Source organism: Neisseria perflava (assembly GCF_024170405.1).
GTDB classification, from domain to species: Bacteria; Pseudomonadota; Gammaproteobacteria; order Burkholderiales; family Neisseriaceae; genus Neisseria; species Neisseria perflava_B.
In genome coordinates, this window is the sequence record NZ_JALJYC010000002.1 from 14834 (window position 1) to 39149 (window position 24316).

18 protein-coding genes are annotated in these 24316 nt (G+C 51.2%); 10 read left to right on the plus strand and 8 right to left on the minus strand.

Annotated features, from left to right (window positions below; translation table 11 throughout):
- Positions 1–198: 198 nt before the first annotated feature.
- On the minus strand, positions 199–1563 hold the full coding sequence (gene rlmD, locus J2T37_RS00900; RefSeq protein WP_253353463.1) for a 23S rRNA (uracil(1939)-C(5))-methyltransferase RlmD: 1365 nt from the start codon (positions 1561–1563) through the stop codon (positions 199–201).
- Positions 1564–1709: 146 nt separating this feature from the next.
- Between rlmD and J2T37_RS00905 the strand changes: the two genes are divergently transcribed.
- Together J2T37_RS00905 and argC are read left to right on the plus strand one after the other, a co-directional pair.
- Positions 1710–2696 (plus strand): L,D-transpeptidase, encoded by a 987-nt coding sequence (locus tag J2T37_RS00905; protein WP_253353311.1) that lies wholly within the window; start codon positions 1710–1712, stop codon positions 2694–2696.
- A gap of 202 nt (positions 2697–2898) precedes the next feature.
- Positions 2899–3945: an N-acetyl-gamma-glutamyl-phosphate reductase gene (gene argC / locus J2T37_RS00910; protein ID WP_253353312.1), complete on the plus strand. Its 1047-nt coding sequence runs from the start codon at positions 2899–2901 to the stop codon at positions 3943–3945.
- A 130-nt stretch (positions 3946–4075) separates the two neighbouring features.
- Here argC and J2T37_RS00915 read toward each other — a convergent pair whose 3' ends face one another.
- The gene (locus J2T37_RS00915) at positions 4076–4351 is read right to left on the minus strand and encodes a hypothetical protein (protein WP_253353313.1); all 276 of its coding nucleotides are present in this window, start codon (positions 4349–4351) and stop codon (positions 4076–4078) included.
- Positions 4352–4643: 292 nt separating this feature from the next.
- On the opposite strand from J2T37_RS00915, the gene J2T37_RS00920 reads away from it, so the two are divergent.
- From J2T37_RS00920 to tyrS, 6 genes are all read left to right on the plus strand, one after another.
- Complete coding sequence (locus tag J2T37_RS00920; RefSeq protein WP_253353314.1) at positions 4644–5330, plus strand: S24 family peptidase; 687 nt, start codon at positions 4644–4646, stop codon at positions 5328–5330.
- A 119-nt stretch (positions 5331–5449) separates the two neighbouring features.
- On the plus strand, positions 5450–5788 hold the full coding sequence (erpA, locus tag J2T37_RS00925; RefSeq protein WP_253353315.1) for an iron-sulfur cluster insertion protein ErpA: 339 nt from the start codon (positions 5450–5452) through the stop codon (positions 5786–5788).
- A 315-nt stretch (positions 5789–6103) separates the two neighbouring features.
- Positions 6104–6775, plus strand: a complete 672-nt coding sequence (locus tag J2T37_RS00930; RefSeq protein ID WP_253353316.1) for a hypothetical protein — start codon at positions 6104–6106, stop codon at positions 6773–6775.
- Between the two features lie 122 nt (positions 6776–6897).
- Positions 6898–8409: a ubiquinone biosynthesis regulatory protein kinase UbiB gene (gene ubiB / locus J2T37_RS00935; protein ID WP_253353317.1), complete on the plus strand. Its 1512-nt coding sequence runs from the start codon at positions 6898–6900 to the stop codon at positions 8407–8409.
- A gap of 180 nt (positions 8410–8589) precedes the next feature.
- Positions 8590–9681, plus strand: a complete 1092-nt coding sequence (gene ychF / locus J2T37_RS00940) for a redox-regulated ATPase YchF (protein ID WP_253353318.1) — start codon at positions 8590–8592, stop codon at positions 9679–9681.
- 116 nt (positions 9682–9797) lie between these two features.
- The gene (tyrS, locus tag J2T37_RS00945) at positions 9798–11099 is read left to right on the plus strand and encodes a tyrosine--tRNA ligase (RefSeq protein WP_253353319.1); all 1302 of its coding nucleotides are present in this window, start codon (positions 9798–9800) and stop codon (positions 11097–11099) included.
- Positions 11100–11249: 150 nt separating this feature from the next.
- Here tyrS and putP read toward each other — a convergent pair whose 3' ends face one another.
- Both putP and dacB read right to left on the minus strand, forming a co-directional pair.
- The gene (gene putP / locus J2T37_RS00950) at positions 11250–12767 is read right to left on the minus strand and encodes a sodium/proline symporter PutP (RefSeq protein WP_253353320.1); all 1518 of its coding nucleotides are present in this window, start codon (positions 12765–12767) and stop codon (positions 11250–11252) included.
- Between the two features lie 188 nt (positions 12768–12955).
- On the minus strand, positions 12956–14371 hold the full coding sequence (gene dacB, locus J2T37_RS00955) for a D-alanyl-D-alanine carboxypeptidase/D-alanyl-D-alanine endopeptidase (protein WP_253353321.1): 1416 nt from the start codon (positions 14369–14371) through the stop codon (positions 12956–12958).
- Between the two features lie 171 nt (positions 14372–14542).
- Between dacB and J2T37_RS00960 the strand changes: the two genes are divergently transcribed.
- The gene (locus J2T37_RS00960) at positions 14543–15067 is read left to right on the plus strand and encodes an SRPBCC domain-containing protein (protein WP_253353322.1); all 525 of its coding nucleotides are present in this window, start codon (positions 14543–14545) and stop codon (positions 15065–15067) included.
- A 147-nt stretch (positions 15068–15214) separates the two neighbouring features.
- Here J2T37_RS00960 and J2T37_RS00965 read toward each other — a convergent pair whose 3' ends face one another.
- The 3 genes from J2T37_RS00965 to J2T37_RS00975 form a co-directional block, all read right to left on the minus strand.
- On the minus strand, positions 15215–16672 hold the full coding sequence (locus J2T37_RS00965) for an efflux transporter outer membrane subunit (protein ID WP_253353464.1): 1458 nt from the start codon (positions 16670–16672) through the stop codon (positions 15215–15217).
- A 69-nt stretch (positions 16673–16741) separates the two neighbouring features.
- Positions 16742–19975, minus strand: coding sequence for an efflux RND transporter permease subunit (locus J2T37_RS00970; RefSeq protein ID WP_253353323.1), 3234 nt, complete (start codon positions 19973–19975; stop codon positions 16742–16744).
- 17 nt (positions 19976–19992) lie between these two features.
- Positions 19993–21264 (minus strand): efflux RND transporter periplasmic adaptor subunit, encoded by a 1272-nt coding sequence (locus tag J2T37_RS00975; RefSeq protein ID WP_253353324.1) that lies wholly within the window; start codon positions 21262–21264, stop codon positions 19993–19995.
- A 233-nt stretch (positions 21265–21497) separates the two neighbouring features.
- On the opposite strand from J2T37_RS00975, the gene mtrR reads away from it, so the two are divergent.
- Positions 21498–22133: a multidrug efflux system transcriptional repressor MtrR gene (mtrR, locus tag J2T37_RS00980; RefSeq protein WP_253353325.1), complete on the plus strand. Its 636-nt coding sequence runs from the start codon at positions 21498–21500 to the stop codon at positions 22131–22133.
- A 96-nt stretch (positions 22134–22229) separates the two neighbouring features.
- Here the strand turns inward: mtrR and J2T37_RS00985 are convergent, their stop codons facing one another.
- On the minus strand, positions 22230–24314 hold the full coding sequence (locus J2T37_RS00985; protein WP_253353326.1) for an O-linked N-acetylglucosamine transferase family protein: 2085 nt from the start codon (positions 24312–24314) through the stop codon (positions 22230–22232).
- Positions 24315–24316 lie beyond the last annotated feature (2 nt).

A 24316-nucleotide genomic window follows, 5' to 3' on the forward strand; every position in this document is an offset into this window, starting at 1 on the left:
CAAACAACAGCACCAGCAGCAGAAGCACCAGCAGAATGATTAAAAGCGAATAATTCAAGAATACCTCCCAACAAAGTATCGGAGTAGTAGATTAAACATCTGTAAATTTACGGCATTATATTAAAAATATGGTTGACATGCCGTATAAAACGTTATTCCCGAGGCGTTTATGATACCATGATTTAACCGATAATTACATTAAAAACCATCGTATTCTGCCCCGTTGGTGTCGTTTTGCAACTCAAACACGCCAATAGATTCTACATGCGCCGTTTGGGCAAACATATTCATAACCCCGGCCGCCTGAAAAGCATAACCTTTTTCAACCAAAACCGCCGCATCCCGCGCAAACGTTGCCGGATTGCAAGACACGTAAACAATTCTCTGCGGTAAATAAGGCTTATATAGGGATTTAACGACCGCATAGGCACCACTGCGCGGCGGGTCTAGCAGCATTTTGTCAAATTTCCCCCAAGACGTCACAACGGTTTCATCAGTATCAAACAAATCTGCCGTCAAAAATGTCGTTTGTTCTGCGCACAGGTTTTCCCGTGCATTTTGATGAGCGCGAACGACTAATGTTTCCGAACCTTCAATACCGACAACCTCCGCTCCGCATTTTGCCATTGGTAGGCTGAAATTGCCCAGCCCGCAGAACAAATCGGCAATTCTTTCGCCTGAACGGATGTCCAGCAGCTTCAAAGCACGCCCGACCATCACATTATTCATCTCGGCATTAATTTGGGTAAAATCGCCGGGGCGGTAAGGCATGTGAACATTAAATTCCGATAAATCATAAGTCAGCCCAAGCTTCCCTTCAGGATAAAAGGGGTGAGATTGCCACCCCTCCTGTAACCACACCTGCCATTGTTCGGGCTGCGCTTTGAGCGTGGTATCAAACCAGCGTTTGAGCGCGGTTAAATGGGTTTCAGACGGCCTTTTTTGAAAACCAAGATTCATTACCGTCAATTGCTTACTACTGAAAAACTCAACGAATTTAGCCGTTGCCCCTTCTGCCGCCAACTGCTGGAGCAATTTTTTCACCTCAGGCAATAGTAAAGACACATGGCGCGGCAAGATACCGCACGACGCAATATCCACCACATCATGCGTTTTTTTTGCCTGAAAGCCCATTTTCAGACGTCCTTTTTGATTAACAGATACGCTCAGGCGGGCACGGTCACGATAATGCCACGGCATACCGTAGATTGGCGGCAGGATTTGACTCGGCTTAACCTTACCAATCCGCTCAAGCTGCTCTTCCATAATCCGTTGTTTAAACGCTACTTGCGCTTGAGGACGGACATGCTGCAACACGCAGCCGCCACATGTCTCAAAATAACGACACTCAGGGCGTATCCGCTCCGATGACGCCTGTTCGATTTCTACTACCTCGGCTTCGTCAAACTGCTTTTTAGATCGGGTGACCCGATAGCAAACCTTTTCAGACGGCAACGCGCCTCTGATAAACACAGCCTTACCGTCAACCCGCGCCACACCGCGCCCCTCGTAATCTATCGAAGTTACCGTGGCCGTCTGAACCGCCTTTTCCACATCCCGCATTTGTTCCTCATTTACCTCTTGCACGGCATACCGCTACCGCAAGCACCTTACCGAAACCGCATATTTTCGCACAAAATGGTACATTTTGCGGTATGATTCACTAAAATCTTCTTTTAATCACTTTTAATTAAAATACAGACAAATACATGAAAAAGACTTGTTTCAGTTTATTCGCACTCACCTTGGCAACATCCGCATTGGCCAATACCGGCGCAACCTCCCTGCTGCCCGACGTTTCACCGGTTTCCGAAGGCTACCATGTCGTCATCAGCGTCACGCAGCAACGCCTGTTCCTCTATAAAAATGGTCAGATTGAAAAAGTTTACCCTATTACCGTCGGCAAAGCATTAACTCAAACCACACTGGGTGAACACAAAATCGGTGCCAAAGCCTTCAACCCGACTTGGCACATCCCGAAATCCATCCAAAAAGAACGTAACGACGGCGTTAAAAGCATTCCGCCCGGCTCGAAAAATCCGCTGGGGCCGGTTTTCGTCCGTCTTGGCGACCCGAAACTCGGCTTGGGCATTCACGGTACCAATGCGCCTTCCAGCGTACCGGGCGTACGCAGTCACGGCTGTGTCCGCATGAAATCTCCGGACGCTTTGGAATTCGCCAAAACCGTCACCACAGGTTCGCCCGCCTCCGTTATCTACCAGCTGGCTTCATTGAACGAAGATGCCAACAAAAACTTATGGTTAGCAGCTTACCGCGACCCTTACAACAAGAAAAATCTCGACACGGCTGCGTTGCGCAAAAGCATTGCTGCTTGGTCAAAAGCGCACGGCAAAAACATCAACAGCAAACGTGTTGACGCTATTCTGAAAAACCGTACCGGCGCCTCCAACTGCTTGACTTGTGCCAAAGGTGAAAAATTGAAAACTCCGCTGAAATCCATCGCCTGGACCAGCGGTTCGGCTGCATTCAGCAAACCGAAGGTTGTTCCGAAACCGGCACCGGTTCAAGATCAGGTATTACCGGCAGGCTCTGAAATTGAAATTGATGCCGGCGACAGCGTACCGAATTCCGCCGCTTCTGCCATCACCGCTCCGGCCAACAAAGCCGCTTCTGCACCTACTTATCCGGCTCAAAGTATTCCGAGCGGCAGTGAGCCGACCGAGCTGTTATTCTAAGCAAAATTCGTTTCTTGCCAAAAGGCCGTCTGAAACACAATCCCAGCTGTTTCAGACGGCCTTTGTTCATACCGCAATCCAAGCGTAATACTATTCATCAACTATCAAAAGAAAGCAGGTTCTCCCTTTTCAGACGGCCAAACAACCCTTAAACTACCCATCAACTGTTTTCAAACCAATAGCCATCGGAAAATCATTTATCATGAACACAAAAATTAAAGTTGGTATCGTCGGCGCCACCGGTTATACTGGTGTCGAACTGTTGCGCCTGCTGACCACACACCCCAACGTCGAAGTAACCGCCGTCACCAGCCGCAGCGAAGCGGGCATTGCCGTAGCCGATTACTTCCCCAGTTTGCGCGGCATTTATGATTTGGTGTTCCAAACACCCGATGAAGCAAAACTCGAGCAATGCAATGTGGTATTTTTTGCCACACCAAACGGCGTTGCAATGAAGGAAGCGCCCGCACTCTTGGCTAAAGGCGTGCGCATTGTGGATTTGTCGGCCGATTTCCGTTTGCAAGATATTCCGACTTGGGAAAAATGGTACGGAATGACCCACGCCTGCCCTGAAATCGTTCCGCAAGCGGTGTATGGTTTATGTGAAATGAACCGCGAAGCCATTGCAGGTGCGAAAATCGTCGCCAATCCTGGCTGCTACCCGACTTGCGTTTCCCTACCTTTGCTCCCCCTACTGAAAAACGGCTTACTGCAAGCGCACGCGCCGCTGATTGCCGACTGCAAATCCGGTGTGTCCGGCGCAGGCCGCAAAGCCAGCGTCGGTTCGCTGCTGTGTGAAGCCGGAGACAACTTTAAAGCCTACGGTATCGGCGGCCACCGTCATCTGCCGGAAATCAAGCAAACCATCGCCGGTTTGCAAAACGGTGTCGCCGAAGGCTTCGTGTTCGTCCCCCATCTCACGCCCATGATTCGCGGTATGCATGCCACCGTTTACCTACACCTGCAAGACGGTTGCAACCCCTATGACATCTTACGCGACTTCTATCAAGACAGTCCGTTTGTCGATGTCATGCAACCTGGTTCAACGCCAGAAACCCGTAGTGTTCGCGGCGCCAATATCTGCCGTATCAGCATTCAAAAAGCGGCGGGCAATGAGAATGTTTGGGTCATCTTATCGGTGATTGATAACTTGGTTAAAGGTGCAGCCGGGCAAGCCGTTCAAAATATGAACATTATGTTCGGCTTTACTGAAAATACCGGTTTACAAGCCGCACCGCTGCTGCCTTAATAAGCCCTTCCCATAATCGCCAACATGAATGAGGCCGTCTGAAAAAATCTATCTTTTTTTCAGACGGCCTGACCCCTACACATTGCATTTTGGCCGTTGTTTGCAGCACGAATGCCAACCGGTAATCATATTATTCATACACCACACCAGCCATCCGCTCCTGCTCGTTTAAACCGCCATACTGCTGCTCCCAATCATGCGAAGCCTCCAGCATATCGCACTGAAAAGACACCTCCTGCTGACGGATACTCATCTTTTCTAAAACCAAACCATCTAATTGCTCACATTCCGAAGCAGATAAATGTAAACCTGACGATTGCGCTTCCGAATAGCTGACCGGGAATGCCACCAACCCCAACACTACCGCTGCAACAGCCAACCAAGTATTTTTGCGATAAACGGTCATATCCATTCCTTTCCAATAAAATCTTACTTTTGCCAAAAATAGTAATATTTTTCTTACCAAATTAATACTCAAAAGCTGTTATAAATAATTAATCTATACATAATCGTACAAATACCCGAAAGAGCTACGATTAATCTTGAGTTAATCGAATAATACTAAGCAAAAACAAAAAATGCAATACTTTTTCTTATATCGACTAATATTTTTCTTACATTTTTCTGAAAAATAAGATAAACTATGGATAAATCACCCAGCGTAGTATGAAAAATCACACTACCCGCAAAGGAATAACATGAATACCTTTAAAGACAGATTGGCTTTTTTATGGAAAGACGAAGCCAAACAAGCCAAAATTGCCGCCGATATCGACATGACCATCGCCGGATTCAGTCGGATTTGGAATGAAGGCGGTCTACCGAAATCCGAGACTTTAAAAAAAATCAAGCAATTAAAAGGTTGTAGTATTGATTGGCTGCTTACCGGAGAAGGCGACCCTTACCCTAACGCTGCTGCTCAGAATACGACCGCTTACGATACGCTCGGTAATCCGGTGGATGTGGATGAATTTATTTTTATCCCCCGTTACGACATCCAAGCCGCCGCCGGTCACGGCCAACTGGTCGGCAACGAGAAACCTGTTTTTACCATGGCTTTCCGTCGGGACTGGGTAGAAACTTACGTTACCCGCGATACCAAGAATTTGTCGGTTATTTCCGTTAAAGGCGATTCGATGGAAGGCGTTTTGAATGACGGCGACACCATCCTGATTAATCATGGCGAAACCACACCGCGCGACGGTCTGTATGTATTGCGTTTAAACGAAAACCTGCTGGTCAAACGCCTGCAACTGATTCCGGGGGGTATCGTCAATGTCATCTCGGCCAACGAAGCCTACCCCGCTTTTGAAATTGATTTGAAACACCCGACTGATGACGTTGCTGTCATCGGCCGGGTGGAATGGTTTGGCCGCAGCATCTGAATCTCTGACATTTTTATCACTGCCTCTTGATTTTTGCGCAATCGGCCAAACTTGCCTTAGCAAACCGTTTGCGCGACAATACGCAGACATATCTACATAAAAGTAAAAGGAATCACATCATGTCAGACGAAAGCCCGATTGTCTTTACCGACAGCTGCTGCACCAAAGTGGCTGACCTAATCGCTGAAGAAAACAACCCCGATTTGAAACTGCGCGTCTTCGTTAACGGCGGCGGCTGCTCCGGTTTCCAATACGGTTTTACCTTTGACGAAATCAAAAATGACGACGATTTCGAAATTGAGAAAAACGGTTTGACCTTCTTGGTTGACCCGATGAGCTACCAGTATCTGGTCGGTGCAGAAATCGACTACACCGAAAGCCTACAAGGTTCGCAATTTGTAATTCGTAATCCGAATGCTGAAACCACTTGCGGTTGCGGCTCGTCATTCTCAGTTTGAGGCAAATCATGATGAAGGTCGTCTGAACAGTTTTTCCAAGCTGTTCAGACGGCCTTTGCATTTCCCCTACTTTTAAAGAACCGGGCTATCATTTATAATCCGCCTGTTTATATCTTCCAAAGTGATTTACCAAACTGGGGAGCTTACGTCTTATCGCAACCGCAGTGCCGATTTTAACCGAATAATACCCATTTATCCGTTGTGCAAGACAAGTGTCTGCATAACACTTATACTGAATAAAACAATTAGATAATCCGACGTGCCGGCGAAAATACCAAAAATGCGGCATTGCCATCCTTATCTACTGGGACAATAATGACGCAACAAAAAAAGTTTTATGACGTGTACGTTTCCTACCCTCCCGAAGTCGATCGGGAGCGTATCAACGCCTGCCTGTATGAGAATCTTCCTGAAACAGAAGCCGAAGATTTGATTAAAGCGCTGGCAGAGCGCCCGCAGGTCATCATCGCCGAAAACTGCACCCAAAGCGAACGTGAAAACGCCCAACACTATTTCAACTACTTGGGCTTGGACGTTATCGTGCGCCTTTCGATGGAATTGGAACCCAACAACGACGAAGCGGAAGAAGAAACCGGTACGCCCGAAATCCATCAATGTCCGGTTTGCCTGACCATCATCGAAAATCCCGAAGATACCGAATGCCGGATTTGCCACTTCCATTTCGCTTATGCCAACGAGCAAACCATCCAGCGCAAGCGTATCGAGTGGCAGGAAAAATTAGCGTTCGAGCATAAAAAGCAAACCGAAATCGCCCATAAGCTGCAACAGGAAAAAGAAAAAGAAGAAAAACGCCTGCGCAAACAAATCCGTGCGGAATTGGAAGAAAAATTGCGCGAAGAGTTGGGCAAAAATCCCGATTTGAAGTCGATTGCCAGCAAGCGGAAAAACTTCTTTCTCGGCATTTTCGCTGCCGTTCTGATGTTTGCCCTCATTGCCGTCGGCTATTTCGCAGCCAAATTTTTGTAAACCGTATCGTCAGGCCGTCTGAACCCTATCCGTTCAGACGGCCTTTTTCTGCTTGACTCCGCTTTGGCGATACCCGCCCATATCCCGTATAATCGTGTTTCCCCCGCTACCGAATGCTTGCTATGAAATGGTTCAAACGCATTAACACCATCCTGCGCACCCTATATCTCTACGGCTTGGCCGATTTATTTGCCGGTTTGGTTCAGCCCGGCTGGGCGCGCACGTTGCTGGGAAAACTGCCGCAATCCTCCGAATACGCCACCGAGCCGCTGCCGGTACGCCTGCGTTTGGCCTTGGAACACCTCGGCCCGATTTTCGTCAAATTCGGCCAAGTCCTGTCCACCCGCCCCGACCTGATTCCGCACGCCTATGCCGTCGAACTGGCTAAATTGCAAGACCGCGTGCCGCCGTTTGACGCGCAGTTGTCACGCCGCCAAATCGAGCAGTCTTTAGGCAAACCGATTGCCGAACTCTACGCCGAATTTGAAACCGAACCTGTCGCCAGCGCCTCCATCGCCCAAGTTCACCGGGCTCGTCTGCACAGCGGCGAGCATGTAGCAGTGAAAGTGTTGCGCCCGAATCTGATTCCCGTAATTGAGCAGGATTTGGCCTTAATGCGCTTGGGCGCAGGCTGGGTAGAACGCCTGTTTTCAGACGGCAAGCGCCTGAAACCGCGCGAAGTGGTGGACGAATTCGACAAATACTTGCATGACGAGCTGGATTTGATGCGCGAGGCAGCCAACGCCAGCCAAATCGGGCGCAATTTTCAAAACAGCGATATGCTGATTGTGCCGAAAGTGTTTTACGACTATTGCAGCCGCGACGTGTTGACGATTGAATGGATGGACGGCACGCCCATCAGCGACATCGCCCGCCTCAAAGCCGACGGCATAGATTTGAAAAAACTGGCCGATTACGGCGTGGAAATCTTCTTTACCCAAGTGTTCCACGACGGCTTTTTCCATGCTGACATGCACCCAGGCAATATTTTAGTGGGCGCCGACAACCGCTACATCGCGCTGGATTTCGGCATCGTCGGTACGCTCACCGATTACGACAAGCGCTATCTGGCGATTAACTTCCTCGCCTTTTTCAACCGCGATTACCACCGCGTCGCCACCGCCCACATCGAGTCGGGTTGGGTACCGGCCGACACCCGCGCCGAAGATTTGGAAGCCGCCGTACGCAGTGTGTGCGAACCGATTTTCAACAAGCCGATTTCGCAGATTTCCTTCGGCTTGGTACTCATGCGCCTGTTTGAAGTCAGCCGCCGTTTTAATGTGGAAATCCAGCCGCAACTGGTTTTGCTGCAAAAAACCCTGCTCAATATCGAAGGCTTAGGCCGCCAGCTCGATCCCGATTTGGATTTATGGGCGACCGCCAAACCGTTCCTTACCCGCTGGATGAACGAGCAAATCGGCCCCAAAGCCCTCTTCAACAACCTGAAAAACGAAGCGCCGGATTGGGCGCAAATCCTACCCAGCCTGCCGCGCAAACTCAGCGCACTGGTGGATGAAAACCGCCAGCAGGAAATGCGCGACGCCTATGTCCATCTGGTGAAAATCCAACAACGGCAAAGTCTGTGGCTGGCAGTGATTGCAGTGGCTTTGGTGTTGATTTTATTGTTTAAATAAACTGATAGCATCAAATACAACCATACGCCCGGTAAGCGCCCGCCTATCAATTTTGCCAGTATATAAGGCCGTCTGAAAACCTCTACCGGCATATCGTTTTCAGACGGCCTTGCCGTCCGCCCCATATGGCGCAACTATGCTATAATCCGCGATTAAATCAATCTATTTTCAGGAAAAAACATGAGCTTGAAATGCGGTATCGTCGGCCTGCCCAACGTCGGCAAATCCACCCTGTTTAACGCGTTAACCCAATCGGGCATTGAAGCGGCCAACTATCCGTTTTGCACCATTGAGCCGAACGTCGGCATTGTCGAAGTACCCGACCCGCGCATGGCGGAGCTGGCAAAAATCGTCAACCCGCAAAAAATGCAGCCTGCCATCGTCGAGTTTGTCGATATTGCCGGTTTGGTGGCAGGCGCGAGCAAAGGCGAAGGCTTAGGCAACCAGTTTCTCGCCAACATCCGCGAAACCGACGCGATTGTAAACGTGGTGCGCTGCTTTGACGACGACAACATCGTGCACGTGGCCGGTAAAGTCGATCCGATTGCCGACATCGAAACCATCGGCACCGAGCTGGCGCTGGCCGACCTCGCTGCCGTAGAAAAAGCCATCGTGCGCGAAGAAAAACGCGCCCGCAGCGGCGACAAAGACGCGCAGAAGCTGGTGGATTTGTGCAAAAAGCTGCTGCCGCATTTGGACGAAGGCAAACCCGTGCGCTCGTTTGGCTTGGACGACGAGCAACGCGCCATGCTGCGCCCGCTGTTTTTGCTCACCGCCAAACCCGCCATGTATGTCGGCAACGTCGCCGAAGACGGTTTTGAAAACAACCCGCATCTTGACCGCTTAAAAGAGTTGGCCGCCAAAGAAAATGCGCCTGTAGTAGCCGTGTGCGCCGCGATGGAGAGCGAAATCGCCGAGTTGGAAGACGATGAAAAAGCCGAGTTCCTCGCCGAAATGGGCTTGGAAGAGCCGGGCTTAAACCGCCTTATCCGCGCTGGTTACGACCTTTTGGGTCTGCAAACCTATTTCACCGCAGGCGTCAAAGAAGTCCGCGCTTGGACGATTCATAAAGGCGATACCGCCCCGCAAGCTGCCGGCGTCATCCATACCGACTTCGAGCGCGGCTTTATCCGTGCGCAAGTGATTGCCTATGAAGACTTTATCGCCCTGGGCGGCGAAGCCAAAGCCAAAGAAGCCGGCAAAATGCGCGTGGAAGGTAAAGATTATGTCGTGCAAGACGGCGATGTAATGCATTTCTTGTTTAATGTGTAAAAGCGCTGCCATCATGTTTTGGCATAGGAAAAGCGCAACGGCATGGCCTCCTGATTCCCATGCTGTCTGAAAACCGATTTTTCTAATCCACAACAATAAAAATTGAGAAAATATAAATGACCTCTGTTATCCAAGACCTCCAAGCGCGCGGTTTGATCGCGCAAACCACTGACATCGAAGCCTTAGACGCTTTGTTGAACGAACAGAAAATCGCCCTCTACTGCGGTTTCGACCCCACTGCCGACAGCCTGCACATCGGCCATTTGCTGCCGGTATTGGCTTTGCGCCGTTTCCAGCAGGCCGGTCATACGCCGGTGGCACTGGTGGGCGGAGCAACCGGTATGATCGGCGACCCGAGCTTTAAAGCCGTCGAGCGCAGCCTGAATACGCTGGAAACCATACAGCAATGGGTAGCCAGCATTCGCGCCCAGTTGGAGCCGTTTTTGAGTTTTGAAGGCGACAATGCCGCGATTATAGCGAATAACTACGATTGGTTCGGCGGCATGAACTGTCTGGATTTCCTGCGCGACATCGGCAAGCATTTTTCCGTGAATGCGATGTTGAACAAGGAATCCGTCAAGCAGCGTATCGACCGCGACGACGTGGGCATTTCGTTTACCGAGTTTGCCTACACCCTGCTGCAAAGCTATGACTTTGCCGAGCTGAACAAACGCCACGGCGCAATGTTACAAATCGGCGGCAGCGACCAATGGGGCAACATCACCAACGGTATCGACCTGACCCGCCGCTTAAACCAAAAACAGGTATTCGGCCTGACCCTGCCGCTGGTCACCAAATCCGACGGCACCAAATTCGGCAAAACCGAAGGCGGCGCGGTATGGTTGAATGCCAAGAAAACCTCGCCGTATCAGTTTTACCAGTTCTGGCTGAAAGTGGCCGACGCCGACGTGTATAAATTCCTGAAATTCTTTACCTTCTTGAGCGTGGAAGAAATCGACGCGATTGAAGCGCAAGACAAAGCCAGCGGTGCGAAACCGGAAGCGCAGCGCATTCTGGCCGAAGAAATGACGCACCTGATTCACGGCGAAGCGGCTTTGGAAGCGGCGCAACGCATTTCCGCCAGCCTGTTTGCCGAAGACCAAAGCAGCCTGACCGAAGCTGACTTCGAGCAGCTGGCTTTAGACGGCTTGCCGGTATTCAAGGTATCCGGCCATCTGAACGTGGTGGAAGCCTTGGTAACGGCGCAACTGGCGTCTTCCAATAAAGAAGCGCGCGGTTTTGTCTCCAGCAAAGCGGTGGCTTTAAACGGCAAGCCTGCCGAGCAAAACAACCCCGACCATGCTGCGGAAAAACCGGATGATGCTTACTTGTTGACAGACGAACACAAGCGTTTCGGCAAATACACCATCGTGCGCCGTGGCCGCCGCAATCATGCGCTGTTGGTGTGGGAAGACTAAGCGCCTTTTTCTTACACGCAAAAACGCCCGATAATGTTATCGGGCGTTTTATTTTGGCAACATAAGAGGCCGTCTGAAAAATGTGTCTAACTCATTTTTCAGACGGCCTGATGTTATTTACGCGACAGCTTACCCCGCGCCCATGCACCATTATTTCGCGGCATGATATTCTGCGTCGGCCTGCTCAAATGTTGCGATAACGGAAGCCTCCGGTTTTTTATCCAACAGCGAAACCACAAACACGGTCAGGCCGCAGGCGATAAATCCGGGGACAATTTCATACATGGTTGACCATCCGGCTGCTTTCAATGCCGGATTCGCCCATTCCGCCCATGACACGCAGACAACGGCACCGGCAATCATGCCCCACAATGCGCCGTTGGCTGTCATGCGTTTCCATAAAACCGACAAAATCACCACCGAGCCGAAGGCCGCGCCGAATCCTGCCCAAGCATAGGATACCAAGCCCAACACCTTGCTTTCCGGATCGGCAGCAATCAAAACAGCGATAATGGCAACCGCCAACACCATAATGCGCCCTACCCACACCAGCTCTTTTTGTTCCGCCTGCGGGCGCAGGAAGCCTTTGTAAAAGTCTTCTGTAATCGCGCTGGAGCAAACCAACAGCTGGCAGGAAAGTGTGGACATGACCGCCGCCAGAATCGCGCTCAGGATGATACCGGCAATCCACGGATTAAACAGCAGCGTCGCCAACGAGATGAAAATGCGCTCGTTGTTGCCGCCCATTTCGGCGAGCTGCTCGGGGTGTCCGCCAAAATAAGCGATACCGAAATAGCCAACCGCCACTGCGCCGCCCAAGCATAAAATCATCCAAGTCATGCCGATACGACGCGCGTCCGACAGCGCTTTGACGTTTTCCGCTGCCATAAAACGCGCCAAAATATGCGGCTGTCCGAAATAGCCCAAGCCCCATGCGGCGGTGGAGATAATGCCTAAGAATGTGGTTCCGGCAAACAGGCTGCCGTAATGCTTGCCGGTTTCGGCAGAGGCCGTCTGAATGGCGGCCTGCATTTCTGCCGCACCGCCTAAAGAAAGATACACCATCACAGGCGTCAGAATCAGGGCGAAAATCATCAGCGTGGCCTGCACGGTATCCGTCCAGCTTACCGCCAAAAAGCCGCCGATAAAGGTGTAGGCAATGGTTGCGCCTGCGCCCAGCCACATCGCCGTTTCATAGCTGATACCTTCAAACAAACTTTGGAACAAGCGTGCGCCCGCCACCACGCCGGACGCGCAGTAAATGGTAAAGAAAAACAAGATAATCACAGCGGAAATCACCTTCATCGCCCGCCCTTTGGCGCCGAAACGGTGATAGAAATAATCCGGCAGGGTCAGCGCATTATTGGCATGCTCGGTATGCACGCGCAATCGCCCGGCCACAATCAACCAGTTAAGCCACGCGCCGATAATCAAACCGATGGCAATCCACGATTCGCTCAAACCCGCCGCGTAAACCGCACCCGGCAAGCCCATCAAAAGCCAGCCCGACATATCCGACGCACCTGCCGACATCGCCGTGACAAACGGGCCGAGGCTGCGGCCGCCGAGGATATAGTCGTCAAAATTGCGCGTGGAAAAATACGCAGCCAAGCCGATCAGCAAGACCGCAATCAGATACAAACCAAACGTGATATACATGGGATTCATGTATGCATTCCTTTATTCTTCTCATCAATAACTGCCAAAGACGCTTATGTCCATCATCAAGCGCCCGAGGCAGGATACCGCAAATTCGGAGAATTGCAAAGTATTGTCAAGAAACTGCACACCGCGAGACCGCCTATAATAGCAAGGCCGTCTGAAAAAAGCCCATCGGCATGGTCTTGGATACCCACTTAGGCAACCAAACGCTTATCGCAGCTGCTTTTGGCATCCACCCAGCTGTCCCCGCCGGGTAAAACGATTTTCGACACCAAGCGGTCTAAATCTTTCAAATACGCATCGGAATGCGGGCTGTTAATCACGGCCACCACAATCATCGGCTTTTCGCCCAGCCAATAACCGGCCAATGCGCGGACATCTTTGAGCGTACCGGTTTTCAAGCGCAGCGGCGTACCCGCCTGCTTGAGGCGTTTTTTCAGCGTACCGTCAGTACCGGCAATCGGCAGCGTGTGGATAAATTCCTGCTTAAATGGGCTGAAATAGGCTTTTTCCAGCATTTGCGCCAACAGTTTGGCGCTCACCCGCTCTTTGCGCGACAAACCCGCGCCGTTTTCCAATACCAAGCCTTCCGTATCCACACCGGCCGCCGCCAGCTCGCGCCGAACCACCGCTTCAGCTTGCTGCAATGCCGTCTGAACGTCCGGACTGCCGCCCAATTTCAGATACACCGAGCGGGCAATCAGATTATTGGAATGCTTGTTCATTTCAGTCAGAATGTCTTGCAAGAGCGGAGAAAGATGCCGTACCAATACTTGCGCATTCGGCGGAGTCACCGCCGTTTGTAGGCCGTCTGAAATTTCTCCGCCCGCATTGCGCCATGTATTCACAAAACTGCGGTAGGCAAAATCTTTTACCGTCAGCATGTTGACATACATTTCCTGCTCCAAACACGAAGCGGGAATTTTACCGCTGACATGCAGCACTCCGCCCGCGTAGTTCGCCCGCATATGGCGGCTCAACACCGTACATTCGGCAGCAGAAGATGTCAGCGTGACTTTATTATCCACTTTGATTTCCGGCAACAGCGGTTTGGTTTGGATGTCCACCTCACCCTGCGCATTGCGCTGCGGCTTTAACCACACCACTTTATAGGCCAGCATATTGGGATCGGGCGGGGTCATATAGGCTTCCGCCGTATCCGCCGCAAATTCTTTGTCATTGCGCACATCGCCCCATAAGCTGCGATCCAAGACCAGTTGGCCGCTGATTTTGCGGATACCTTTGTCGCGCAACCCTTGTTGCATGGCCTGTAAATCTTCCTGATTGAAGACCGGATCGCCGCTGCCCACCCAATATATATTGCCTTCCAGCATGCCGTTGCGAATAGCCGCATTGCTTTTCCATTCGGTCGGCCAGCGATAATCTTTGCCCAACACCTGAAAAGCCGTAAATGCGGTCACCAGCTTCATAGTAGAAGCCGGATTGACCACGGCCATCGAGCGGTGGTCGACCACCACCCTACCACTGTCCAATTCCTGCACATAAACCGAAATTTCATTTGGCGGAATACGGCCGAAATCCAGCGCGGCGGCAGAGACGGCCAGCGGTGCGCAAAGCATTAAAGCGCTCAGTGTTGCTTGTAATTTCATGGGCTTAGAGAAGACGAAAAAAGCAATATTATATGCCAGGCCGTCTGAATCCGTTTAATTATATATTTTTATAATAAAAAATATCACGATAAACGATTATACAAATATCTAATCCAACCGTATCATAGCACCATCGAAACACGATAACGACTCAATACGAAAGGATACATCATGAGTAACCAACAACCCGCCATCATTTGGCCAGAAAAATATACCCCGGGCGAAACCGACAATTTTGCTTCCAACGAAGTCATCGTTAAAGGCTTGAGCATTGCCGATGTGTTGCCCTATTTGGAAGACACCCGCGCTTGGGCGATTTACTATCAAGACAACTGCGACAATGTCAGAGTCGGCGACGGCAGCCAGACCCTGCTTTCAGACGGCATCCCGTTTACCTTTGATACCTTCGGCTTTACCGTCTATGCCGAAGTCTTGGAGTTTACCCGCGAAGAGGGCTTGGTTCGCTTGGCTTGGAAAGGATTATGCGGCGAAGGCGACGGCCTGCTGGACGTGTACCACGCTTGGCTGCTGCAAGATTTACCGGGCAACCGCGTGCGCATTCTGACCCAAGAATCGCAAATCGGTAATCCCGCCAAAGAATTGGCGCAAAGCGTACCGAATATTATGGTCAACGGCCATCAGGCTTGGCTGAAAGGCTTGGTGGAAACGGCGCGGAATAAAGTGGCGATTGCTTAAAGCAACGATAGGCGTCAAACAAGGCCGTCTGAAAACGCTAGATTTTCAGACGGCCTTGTGATTAAACGCCCATCAATACAGCCCATATAAAATACCCGAACCTTTATCAAGATAAAGATTCGGGTATTTGATTTTAACAGCAACCGCTTAATTACCGGCAGTCTGCTGCACACCTTCGGCTACCGGTTCAGCATCGTTGGTAAAGCGTTTCAAACCGCCGCCCAAGACTTTATACAAGTCGGCCATATTTTCCAAGCGAGTCAGTTGATTAGACAACAACGTGGTTTCGGCAGTGTAATCGCTGCGTTGCGCTTCAAACAAGGTCAGAGCGCTGTCAACACCCTGTTTGTAGCGCAGCTGTACCAAGCGCAGGTATTCGGAATAGGCATGAGCCTGTTTCTTATACGCCGCATAGGTTTTATCCAACTGCTCGTGCGCCACCAAAGCATTGGCAACATCTTGGAACGCGGATTGTACCGCAGCTTCGTAAGCCACCACTTGTACTTGTTGTTGGATTTTATAGTAATCCAAGCTGGATTTCAGGCTGCCCCAGTTGAAAATCGGGATATTGATACTCGGCGCGAATGACCAAGTGCGGTTCGGGCCTTTAAACAAATCGCTCAATTCGGTCGAACCGCTGCCGATGGTGCTGGTCAGCGTAATGCTCGGGAAGAATGCCGCACGCGCCGCGCCGATGTTGGCATTGGCTTGTTTCAAAGCAAATTCGGCCGCACGGATGTCCGGTCGGTTAAGCAATACCTCTGAGCTCAAACCGGCAGGCAAGTTGCGGATTTTGAATTGTTTGTCTAACGGCAGACCCGCAGGCAAATCATCCGGAATCGGCTGATTAATCAAAACGGCCAAGGCATTACGCGCCTGCTCGCGGGTTTGCACCGCGCTCTCGTAGCTGGCTTTGGCTGATTCGATTAAGGCTTCCTGTTGGCGCAAATCCACAGCAGAAATCACCCCAGCTTTATAGCGCAACTGCATCAAAGCGTAGGTGCCTTGGTAGCTTCTCAGCGTATCTTTCGCCAAGGCCATGCTGTCTTCGGCGTAGCGCTCGTTGAAATAGGCTTTGGCTACGGAAGCAATCAAGCTCAAATGCGTGGCGTCGCGGGTCGCGGCCATATTGAAATAGCCTTGCAGCGCGGCTTGGGTATTGCTGCGCACTTTGCCGAACAAATCCAACTCGTATGAGGTAATGCCCAAACCGACGCTGTATGATTCACTGACGTAGGCGTTGCCGGTACTGCTCAAATCACGTGCAGTACGCGAACGACCGCCACTGCCGGTGGCGCTAATCGCCGGCAAAGAATTGGCACGCTGAATCATATATTGTTTGCGGTAGGCTTCCGCATTCAGCGCGGCAGTACGCAAATCGGTATTGCGCTCCAGCGCGATTTCAATCAGGCGGTGCAAACGCGGATCAGCGAAATAATCCTGCCAGCCCAAAGAAGACGCCTGAATACCGTTTTGCGCGGTATCGTATTTAAACGTATCGGTCACGGCCACATTCGGCTGCTCGTATTTGGGAATCATGGTACAAGCCGACAACACGGCAACCGTCATGATGCCCAATACGGGTTTGAAATTTAATTTTTTCATCATCAATTCATCCTTGAGGCCGTCTGAAAACAGACCATTAATCCAATCCGTTTCAGACGGCCTGTTTGCTTACTTGCGTTTGTTATCCGTATCGTCGTCAACATCAGGGATATTATCGACATCGTAAGTACCGGTTTCAGCCAAGCGCTGTGCAGCCATTTCTTGCTCATGTTTGCTCGGTTTGAAAATCTTACGAACCACCACGTAGAACAACGGCACCAGGAACACGGCCAACAATGTACCAATCAACATCCCCCAGAACACGGTCGTACCAATCGCACGTTGGCTGGCCGAGCTTGCGCCCGACGCAATGTACAGCGGTACCACGCCCAAAATAAAGGCGAACGAGGTCATGAGAATCGGACGGAAACGCAGGTGTGCGGCAGCCAGCGCGGCACGCGCCGTACTCAGACCCTGCGCCTGCAAGTCTTTGGCAAACTCGATAATCAAAATCGCGTTCTTCGCGCTCAAACCCATTACCGTTACGAAACCGACTTGGAAGAAGATATCGTTCAGGTAAGTATCCGAACTGCCGATCAGACTTTCAAACATATTGCGGCCTGAAGTACCCAAAGCAGCACCCACCAAACCCAACGGGATAACCAAAATCACAGACAGCGGAATCGACCAGCTTTCATACAGCGCAGCCAACACCAAGAATACCGCCGCAATCGAGCAAGCATACAGAATCATGGTTTGCGAACTGCCTTTGGCTTCCTCGCGGCTTTGACCACCCCATTCGAGGCTGTAACCACCGCCCAGCTCGTCCACCATCTGCTGAACCGCAGTCATGGCCTGACCGGATGAATAACCGCTGGCAGCAGAACCTTCCAACTGCATGGCCGGATAGCCGGTAAAGCGCACGCTTTGCTCCTTACCGACAACCCATTGCGCTGTGGCAACGGTTGACAGAGGCACTTCTACGCTGTTGCTGTTCGGCACGGTCATATTCAAAATGTCTTGCGGTTGCATACGCGATTTCGCATCTGCCTGAACAATCACACGTTGCAGACGACCATTATTCGGGAAGTCGTTCACGTAGTTGGTACCCAAGGCATTGGACAACGTGGTTTTAATGCTGGAGAAGTCGATACCTTGCGCAGCAGCGGCCTGGCGATCGATGGTGATTTGCAGTTGCGGCGCGTCTTCGATACCGGTAGAACGCACGGTACTGGCATCAAACACAGGGCTTTGTCGCATTTTGTTCAACAACTCATTACGCGCAGCCAGCAGCTCTTCATGCGTATGGTTGCTGCGGTCTTGCAAATAAATGCTCAAACCGGAAGACGTACCCAATTCCATAATGGAAGGCGGCACTACGGTAATACCGAAACCGTCTTTCAGCGTACCGAACATCGCGCCGGTCAATTTACCGGCAACCGAGCTGGCATCTTGACCTGCGCCGGTACGCTCAGACCAGTCTTTCAGGATGATAAAGCCCATACCCATATTTTGGCCGGAACCGGAGAAGCTGAAACCGGCCACGGTAATGATACTTTTCACTTCCGGCATAGACTGCGCCAGCTGGGTAATTTGCGCCAAAGTCGCGTCGGTACGCTCTTTACTTGCGCCGGACGGCAACTGTACGCTCAACATCAAGTTACCTTGGTCTTCTGTCGGCAGGAATGAAGTCGGCAAGCGGGTAAACATAAATGCACCCACCGCAGCGATGGCCAAATAAATCACCATCATGCGGCCTGCTTTGCGCAAAATCTTCAATACCCAGCCTTCATAGCCGTGGGTCAATGAAGTAAATTTGCGGTTAAACCAGCCGAAGAAACCTTTTTTCTCTTCGTGGTGGCCTTTCGGAATCGGTTTGAGCATAGTGGCGCACAAAGCCGGCGTCAGCGTCAGCGCCAAGAAAGCGGAGAACACAATCGCAGCGGCCATAGTGACGGCAAATTGACGGTAAATATTACCGGTTGCGCCGCTAAACATCGCCAACGGTACAAACACAGACACCAATACGGCGGTAATACCGACTACCGCACCGGTAATCTGCCCCATCGCTTTTTTGGTGGCTTCCTTAGGCGGCAAACCCTCGGAGGCCATGATACGTTCGACGTTTTCCACCACCACGATCGCATCGTCCACCACAATACCGATAACCAACACCATCGCAAACATCGTCAAGACGTTAATCGACATGCCTGCATAGGCAATGAAGGCGAAACCGCCCAAGATGGAAATCGGCACCACGATGGTCGGAATCAGGGTATAGCGCCAGTTTTGCAGGAACACATACATCACGATGAATACCAACACGATGGCTTCCAACAGAGTGTGTACCACTTTTTCAATCGACAATTCGACAAACAGCGAAGTGTCGTAAGGCGCAGACCAAGTCATACCGGTCGGGAAGAATTTCTGCAGACTTTCCATTTTGGCTTTAACCGCAGTGGCCGTAGCCAGCGCGTTACCGTCGTTAGACAGCATCACCGCCATACCGGTAATTTCTTTACCGTTTAAGGTAGAAGAAGCCGCATATTCCTGTTGACCCAAGCCAATGGTCGCCACGTCTTTCAAATACACGTTGGCGCCGGAAGTGGTTGAAGCCAAAACGATATTGCCGAACTCTTCAGCCGTACTCAACTGGCCTTGCGCGGTCACAGTAGCGGTAATGGTTTGGCCTTTTACTGCGGGTAATGCACCAATCGAACCGGCAGAAATCTGCGCATTTTGGTTACTCAGCGCCGTTGCAACGGTTGAAAACGACAGGTTGTAGTTTTGCAGTTTCTTCGGATCGACCCAAATACGCATGGCGCGTTGCGCACCAAACAAACGCACTTGACCGACGCCGTCGATACGTTGCAACTCAGGCACGACATTACGTTGGGCATAGTCGTTCATTTCTTCCGTGCTTTGGCTGTCGGAAGAAAGCGCTACCATCATCAAGAAGTTGGAACGCGCTTTAGAGACAGTCACACCGTAAGACTGCACAGTTGACGGCAGTGTCGATAATACTTCCGACAGTTTGTTCTGCACGTCCACCTGCGCCATGTCTTCATTGGTTTCCGGCGTAAAGGTAATGCTGACGGTACCGGAACCGCTGGAGTCGGCGGAAGTCGTCATGTAGTCGAGGCCGTCCACGCCATACATATTACGTTCGATAACGGCCAACACGCTGTCTTCCATTACCTGCGCAGACGCACCCGGATAGGTGGCGGTCAGCGTAATGGTCGGTGACGCTACCGACGGGTATTGCGAAATCGGCAGGCTATTGATGCCGAAAATACCCGCTGCGATGATGAAAATCGCAATCACCCACGCAAAGATGGGGCGGTCAATAAAAAACTTAGACATTTAACGTGTCTCCCTGATTATTTCTGTTCCGCAGAAGCGGCTGAAGCGGAGACTTGCGCCGGTGCGGAAGCGGCGGCTTGCGGCGCAGAGGCAGCCTGCGTTGCAGCGGCAGAAGCGGCTTCAGACGGCGGTGTCCATTCTTTCGGCGTTACTTTTTTCGCGCCGCTCATACCGGCAATCATGGTGCCGTCCACAACAACTTTGTCGCCGTCTTGCAGGCCGTCTGTAATAATCCAGTTAGTACCCTGCTGTTGACCGACAGTAACCACGCGTTGCTCCATCGCGCCTTGCGCATTAACAATGGTAACGGTGTCTTGTTTACCGCGTGTCACTGCCTGTTGCGGCACAACATAAGCATTCGGAATATCCGCCATACTCATAGATACACGTACATACAGACCCGGCATCAGCACATTGTCATCATTCGGCACCAAGGCGCGCAAAGTAATTTGACCTGTCGTGCTGCTAACGGTCGGGTCTGCAAACAGCAGACGGCCTTTTTGCGGATAAACCGTACCGTCTTCCAACTTGATATCGACTTCAATGCCACCGTTTACCATTTGCAACTTACCGTCGGCAACAGCTTGACGCAGTTTCAAAACATCGGTAGCTGATTGAGTAAGGTTAACGTACATCGGATTGGTTTGTTGGATGGTTGCCAACACAGTGGTATCGCTGGCAGTCACCAATGCGCCTTCGGTCACATTGGATTGGCCGATATAGCCGGAAATCGGCGCGGTAATGCGGCTGCGTTTCAAGCTGATGGCTGCGGTTTTGATGGCAGCTTTGGCAGAAGCGACGCTGGCTTCGGCAGAACGCTTGGATTGGATAGCCGCATCATATTCCTGCTTGCTAATGGCATCTGCTTCAACCAGCGGTTTGTAGCGCACCAAGTCGGCATTGGCTTTAGCCAAGGTCGCCTCAGCAGAAGCCAAGGAAGCTTTGGCACTTTCCAAGCTGGCTTCGTAAGTCGAGCTGTCGATTTGATACAACGGCTGGCCGGCGCGTACATAGCTGCCTTCTTGGAACAGGCGTTTTTCAATGATACCGCCCACTTGGGCGCGTACTTCTGAAGTACGCAGCGAAGCCAAACGACCCGGTAAGTCGATGGTCAGGGAAACGGTTTGCGGATGTACCGTTACCACACCGACGGTAGGCGCCTGTTGCGCAGACTGTTGCGAACCTTGTTGTCCGGCAGCGCTGTCGCCTTTGCCGCAGGCGGTCAAAGCCAAAGCCGTAGCGGCGGCAATTGCTGCAATACGCAGCGTATTGGAAGCATAAAGTGCCATATTTTTCCTATCTTCGTAAAAAACTTTGTAGATTTATTACATGCAGCGCAGACACCAAGAGCCCGTCCTCATCTTTTTATTTGAAAATGAGCCGGGCGTTGACTGTTTGACCACATAGCGGAATAAAAAACATTACAATCAGGTTCGGTATTATACATACAATGTTGCATGTTCAAAAACATTTTTTTATAATTACGCACAATTTTTACACTTTTCCCCACTTGAAATCTACCATGAGAAAAACCAAGACCGAGGCCATGAAAACCAAAGAGCATCTGATGTTGGCCGCATTAGACACCTTTTATAAAAAAGGGGTGGCCCGTACATCGCTCAACGAAATCGCACAAGCCGCCGGCGTGACGCGTGGGGCGTTGTATTGGCATTTCAAAAACAAAGAGGATTTGTTTGACAGCCTGTTTCAGCGGATTTGCAAAGATGTGGACGAATGCATCCAAAACGATTTGACCAACAACAATGGCGATCACTTTTCCACCTTCCGCCAAATGCTGCTACAATTTTTCGAGCGTATCCAAAGCAACGATATGCACAAAAAGTTCTATGCCGTTTTATTTGTCAAATGCGAATATACCGAGCAAAATGAAGCCATTATCGCGTTAACCGACACCTACCGCGCGCAATGGCATGAAAACCTCGGCATAACCCTGACCAACTGTATCAGCCAAAAAACCTTATCGGAAGATTTGGACACCGAGACCACCATCATTTATCTGAAAACCGTCATCAACGGCTTAATCAGCGAATGGCTGACCGCACCCGAACCGTTTGATTTGAACAAAATCGCCCCTTGCATGATTGACATGGCTTTGGATAATTTAAAAAATCATGCCCTGCTGCGCAAGGCCGTCTGAAAACCAAATGCTTATCTAAATTAGTAATACTATCTGATTGTTTTAATTATAAGAAAGGCCGTCTGAAACCTTATCGATTCCAGACGGCCTTTTTATCTAAGCACGTTCACACGCATCCGCCCAAATCTGTTTGACTACTTCGCACCAATCTGCGGCAAAAGCATTACCGTCGAAAATCGGCGAAGCGGCGGCTTTTTCGCGCATACCCAAACGCAGGGCGTTAAGTTCGTCGCGGTGCGCCGGATCGCACCAATACAGGGCTTGGGCAATGTAATCGGCTTCGTTTTGGCACACAAATTCAGGGAATCCTGCCGCCGACAATACCTGCTGCCCCTGCCGCGCCAACATGCCCGGCTGCGCCAGCGAAATGGTCGGCACGCCCATCCACAGCGCGTCCACCGTGGTCGTGCCACCCGGATACGGGAAGGTGTCCAAAATCAAATCCACCTGATTGTAGGTCGGGAAGTATTCTGAATAATGGGTGGTGCCGTGGCAGGAAACCTGATCCATCGGAAAACCGAGTTTTGCCAATTTATCTTTAAACGGCTGCAACATTTCGCTGCCTTCGGCCAGCAGCATGGTTTGGAAACGCCAATGCGCGGTCGGTACCTGCTTGGTGATTTTCGCCCACAGCTGCAAGACTTCATCGTTGACTTTGGTCAGGTTTTGGAAGCAGGCGAAGGTGATGTAGCCGCGTTCCAACGCGGGCAGCGGTTTGACTTCCACATCCAACGCGGTCGGCTGCATACACAAGCGGGTATGCGGCAGGCGGTACACTTTTTCGCTGTATAAATGTTCTTCAGACGGCGGCACGCAATAGGGGTCAGCCAAAATCGCATCCATATTCGGCAGGCCGCTGGTGGCGAAATAGCCCAGCCAGGTGGCCTGCACCGGCGCCGGTTTGATGGCGAAAATGCCCATGCGGTAGCCGGCGGTATAACCGTTCAAATCCAACAGGATGTCCACGCCGTCGGCTTCGATTTGCTTGGCGGCTTCTTCGTCGCTCAACTCGGTAATGTTGCGCCATTCTTTGAAAATCGGGCGGATTTCTTCGCTGACTTCGTCGTAAATTTCCGAATTGGCATAAGCCGTCCAATCGAATTGCTTGGCCTCTTCCGACAACAATACGGCTTTGGCAAACAGGCCGACCGGATGGCGGCGCAAGTCGGACGACACCACGCCGATATGCAGCCGCGCTTTCGGTTTGGCGGAAATTTGCGGCATTTTGACCGCACTTTTCACATAGGTTTCGCCCAAACGGAAACTGTCTTTCGCCACCTGTTCGGCCTGACCGACAATGTATTGGCGGTTGAGCACCAGGCTGACCAACGCGCCGATGTCGTCGGGCTTGATGCCCAAACCTTTTTCAATCGCCGCGCACGCCTCGGCAAATTGCAGGGTAAAGTGCAGGCATTTGCCCAAGCCGAACCAACCGTCGGCATTGTCCGGTTGCAGTGCCAGGCCACGGCGGTAATAATCCGTGGCCGCCAGATATTCTTTCAGACGGCGTTTGGCCCAAGCGCCGTTGAGCAGCGCATCGGCATTGTCCGGCTCGAGCGCGATGAGTTTGTCGTAATACGGCGCGGCATGCGCATGATCTTGCCGGTTGAAATACAAGGCGGCAATGTTTGCCAAGACTTTGGTATTGTTCGCATCGAATTTTAAAATCTGCCGATAGGCCTCAATCGCTTCGTCAATCCGCTTGTCGTCTTGTTGCAGCACAATGCCCAAATTCCACCAAGCGTCTTTATTGTTTTTTGGCTGCAATTTTATGGACTGGCGCAGATTTTGTTCGGCCTGAGCCAGCAAGCCCAGTTTTTGGCTGGCCTGCCCGATATTATTGTAATGGGCAGCCGTTTTCTGATTGTCGGGAATGCTTTGCCACAAATCCAACGCCGCTTGGGTTTGACCGCTTTGCGCCATCACGACACCGGCCAAGTTCAAAATATCACCGGAATGCGGAAATTCCGCAGCCGCCTTTTGCGCTACCGGCAAAGCCGCGGCTGCGCCTTGCTGCTGCCATACTTTTGCCAGCTCGGCATAACGCTGCTTGGCCGCCGGATTCGCCGGCGCTGCCACAGGTTTGCCCTGCACGGCCACTCCGGATTTTTGAAATAATTCGCCCAACAGCGGATTGGCGGCTACGGCTTTTTTTTGTGGTACGCGCGGTTTTTTACTCATTT

Coding starts and splice junctions, on each gene's coding strand:
- rlmD (WP_253353463.1), bottom strand. CDS start 1,563: ATGCGGGATGTGGAAAAGGCGGTTCAGACGGCCACGGTAACTTCGATA.
- J2T37_RS00905 (WP_253353311.1), top strand. CDS start 1,710: ATGAAAAAGACTTGTTTCAGTTTATTCGCACTCACCTTGGCAACATCC.
- argC (WP_253353312.1), top strand. CDS start 2,899: ATGAACACAAAAATTAAAGTTGGTATCGTCGGCGCCACCGGTTATACT.
- J2T37_RS00915 (WP_253353313.1), bottom strand. CDS start 4,351: ATGACCGTTTATCGCAAAAATACTTGGTTGGCTGTTGCAGCGGTAGTG.
- J2T37_RS00920 (WP_253353314.1), top strand. CDS start 4,644: ATGAATACCTTTAAAGACAGATTGGCTTTTTTATGGAAAGACGAAGCC.
- erpA (WP_253353315.1), top strand. CDS start 5,450: ATGTCAGACGAAAGCCCGATTGTCTTTACCGACAGCTGCTGCACCAAA.
- J2T37_RS00930 (WP_253353316.1), top strand. CDS start 6,104: ATGACGCAACAAAAAAAGTTTTATGACGTGTACGTTTCCTACCCTCCC.
- ubiB (WP_253353317.1), top strand. CDS start 6,898: ATGAAATGGTTCAAACGCATTAACACCATCCTGCGCACCCTATATCTC.
- ychF (WP_253353318.1), top strand. CDS start 8,590: ATGAGCTTGAAATGCGGTATCGTCGGCCTGCCCAACGTCGGCAAATCC.
- tyrS (WP_253353319.1), top strand. CDS start 9,798: ATGACCTCTGTTATCCAAGACCTCCAAGCGCGCGGTTTGATCGCGCAA.
- putP (WP_253353320.1), bottom strand. CDS start 12,767: ATGAATCCCATGTATATCACGTTTGGTTTGTATCTGATTGCGGTCTTG.
- dacB (WP_253353321.1), bottom strand. CDS start 14,371: ATGAAATTACAAGCAACACTGAGCGCTTTAATGCTTTGCGCACCGCTG.
- J2T37_RS00960 (WP_253353322.1), top strand. CDS start 14,543: ATGAGTAACCAACAACCCGCCATCATTTGGCCAGAAAAATATACCCCG.
- J2T37_RS00965 (WP_253353464.1), bottom strand. CDS start 16,672: ATGAAAAAATTAAATTTCAAACCCGTATTGGGCATCATGACGGTTGCC.
- J2T37_RS00970 (WP_253353323.1), bottom strand. CDS start 19,975: ATGTCTAAGTTTTTTATTGACCGCCCCATCTTTGCGTGGGTGATTGCG.
- J2T37_RS00975 (WP_253353324.1), bottom strand. CDS start 21,264: ATGGCACTTTATGCTTCCAATACGCTGCGTATTGCAGCAATTGCCGCC.
- mtrR (WP_253353325.1), top strand. CDS start 21,498: ATGAGAAAAACCAAGACCGAGGCCATGAAAACCAAAGAGCATCTGATG.
- J2T37_RS00985 (WP_253353326.1), bottom strand. CDS start 24,314: ATGAGTAAAAAACCGCGCGTACCACAAAAAAAAGCCGTAGCCGCCAAT.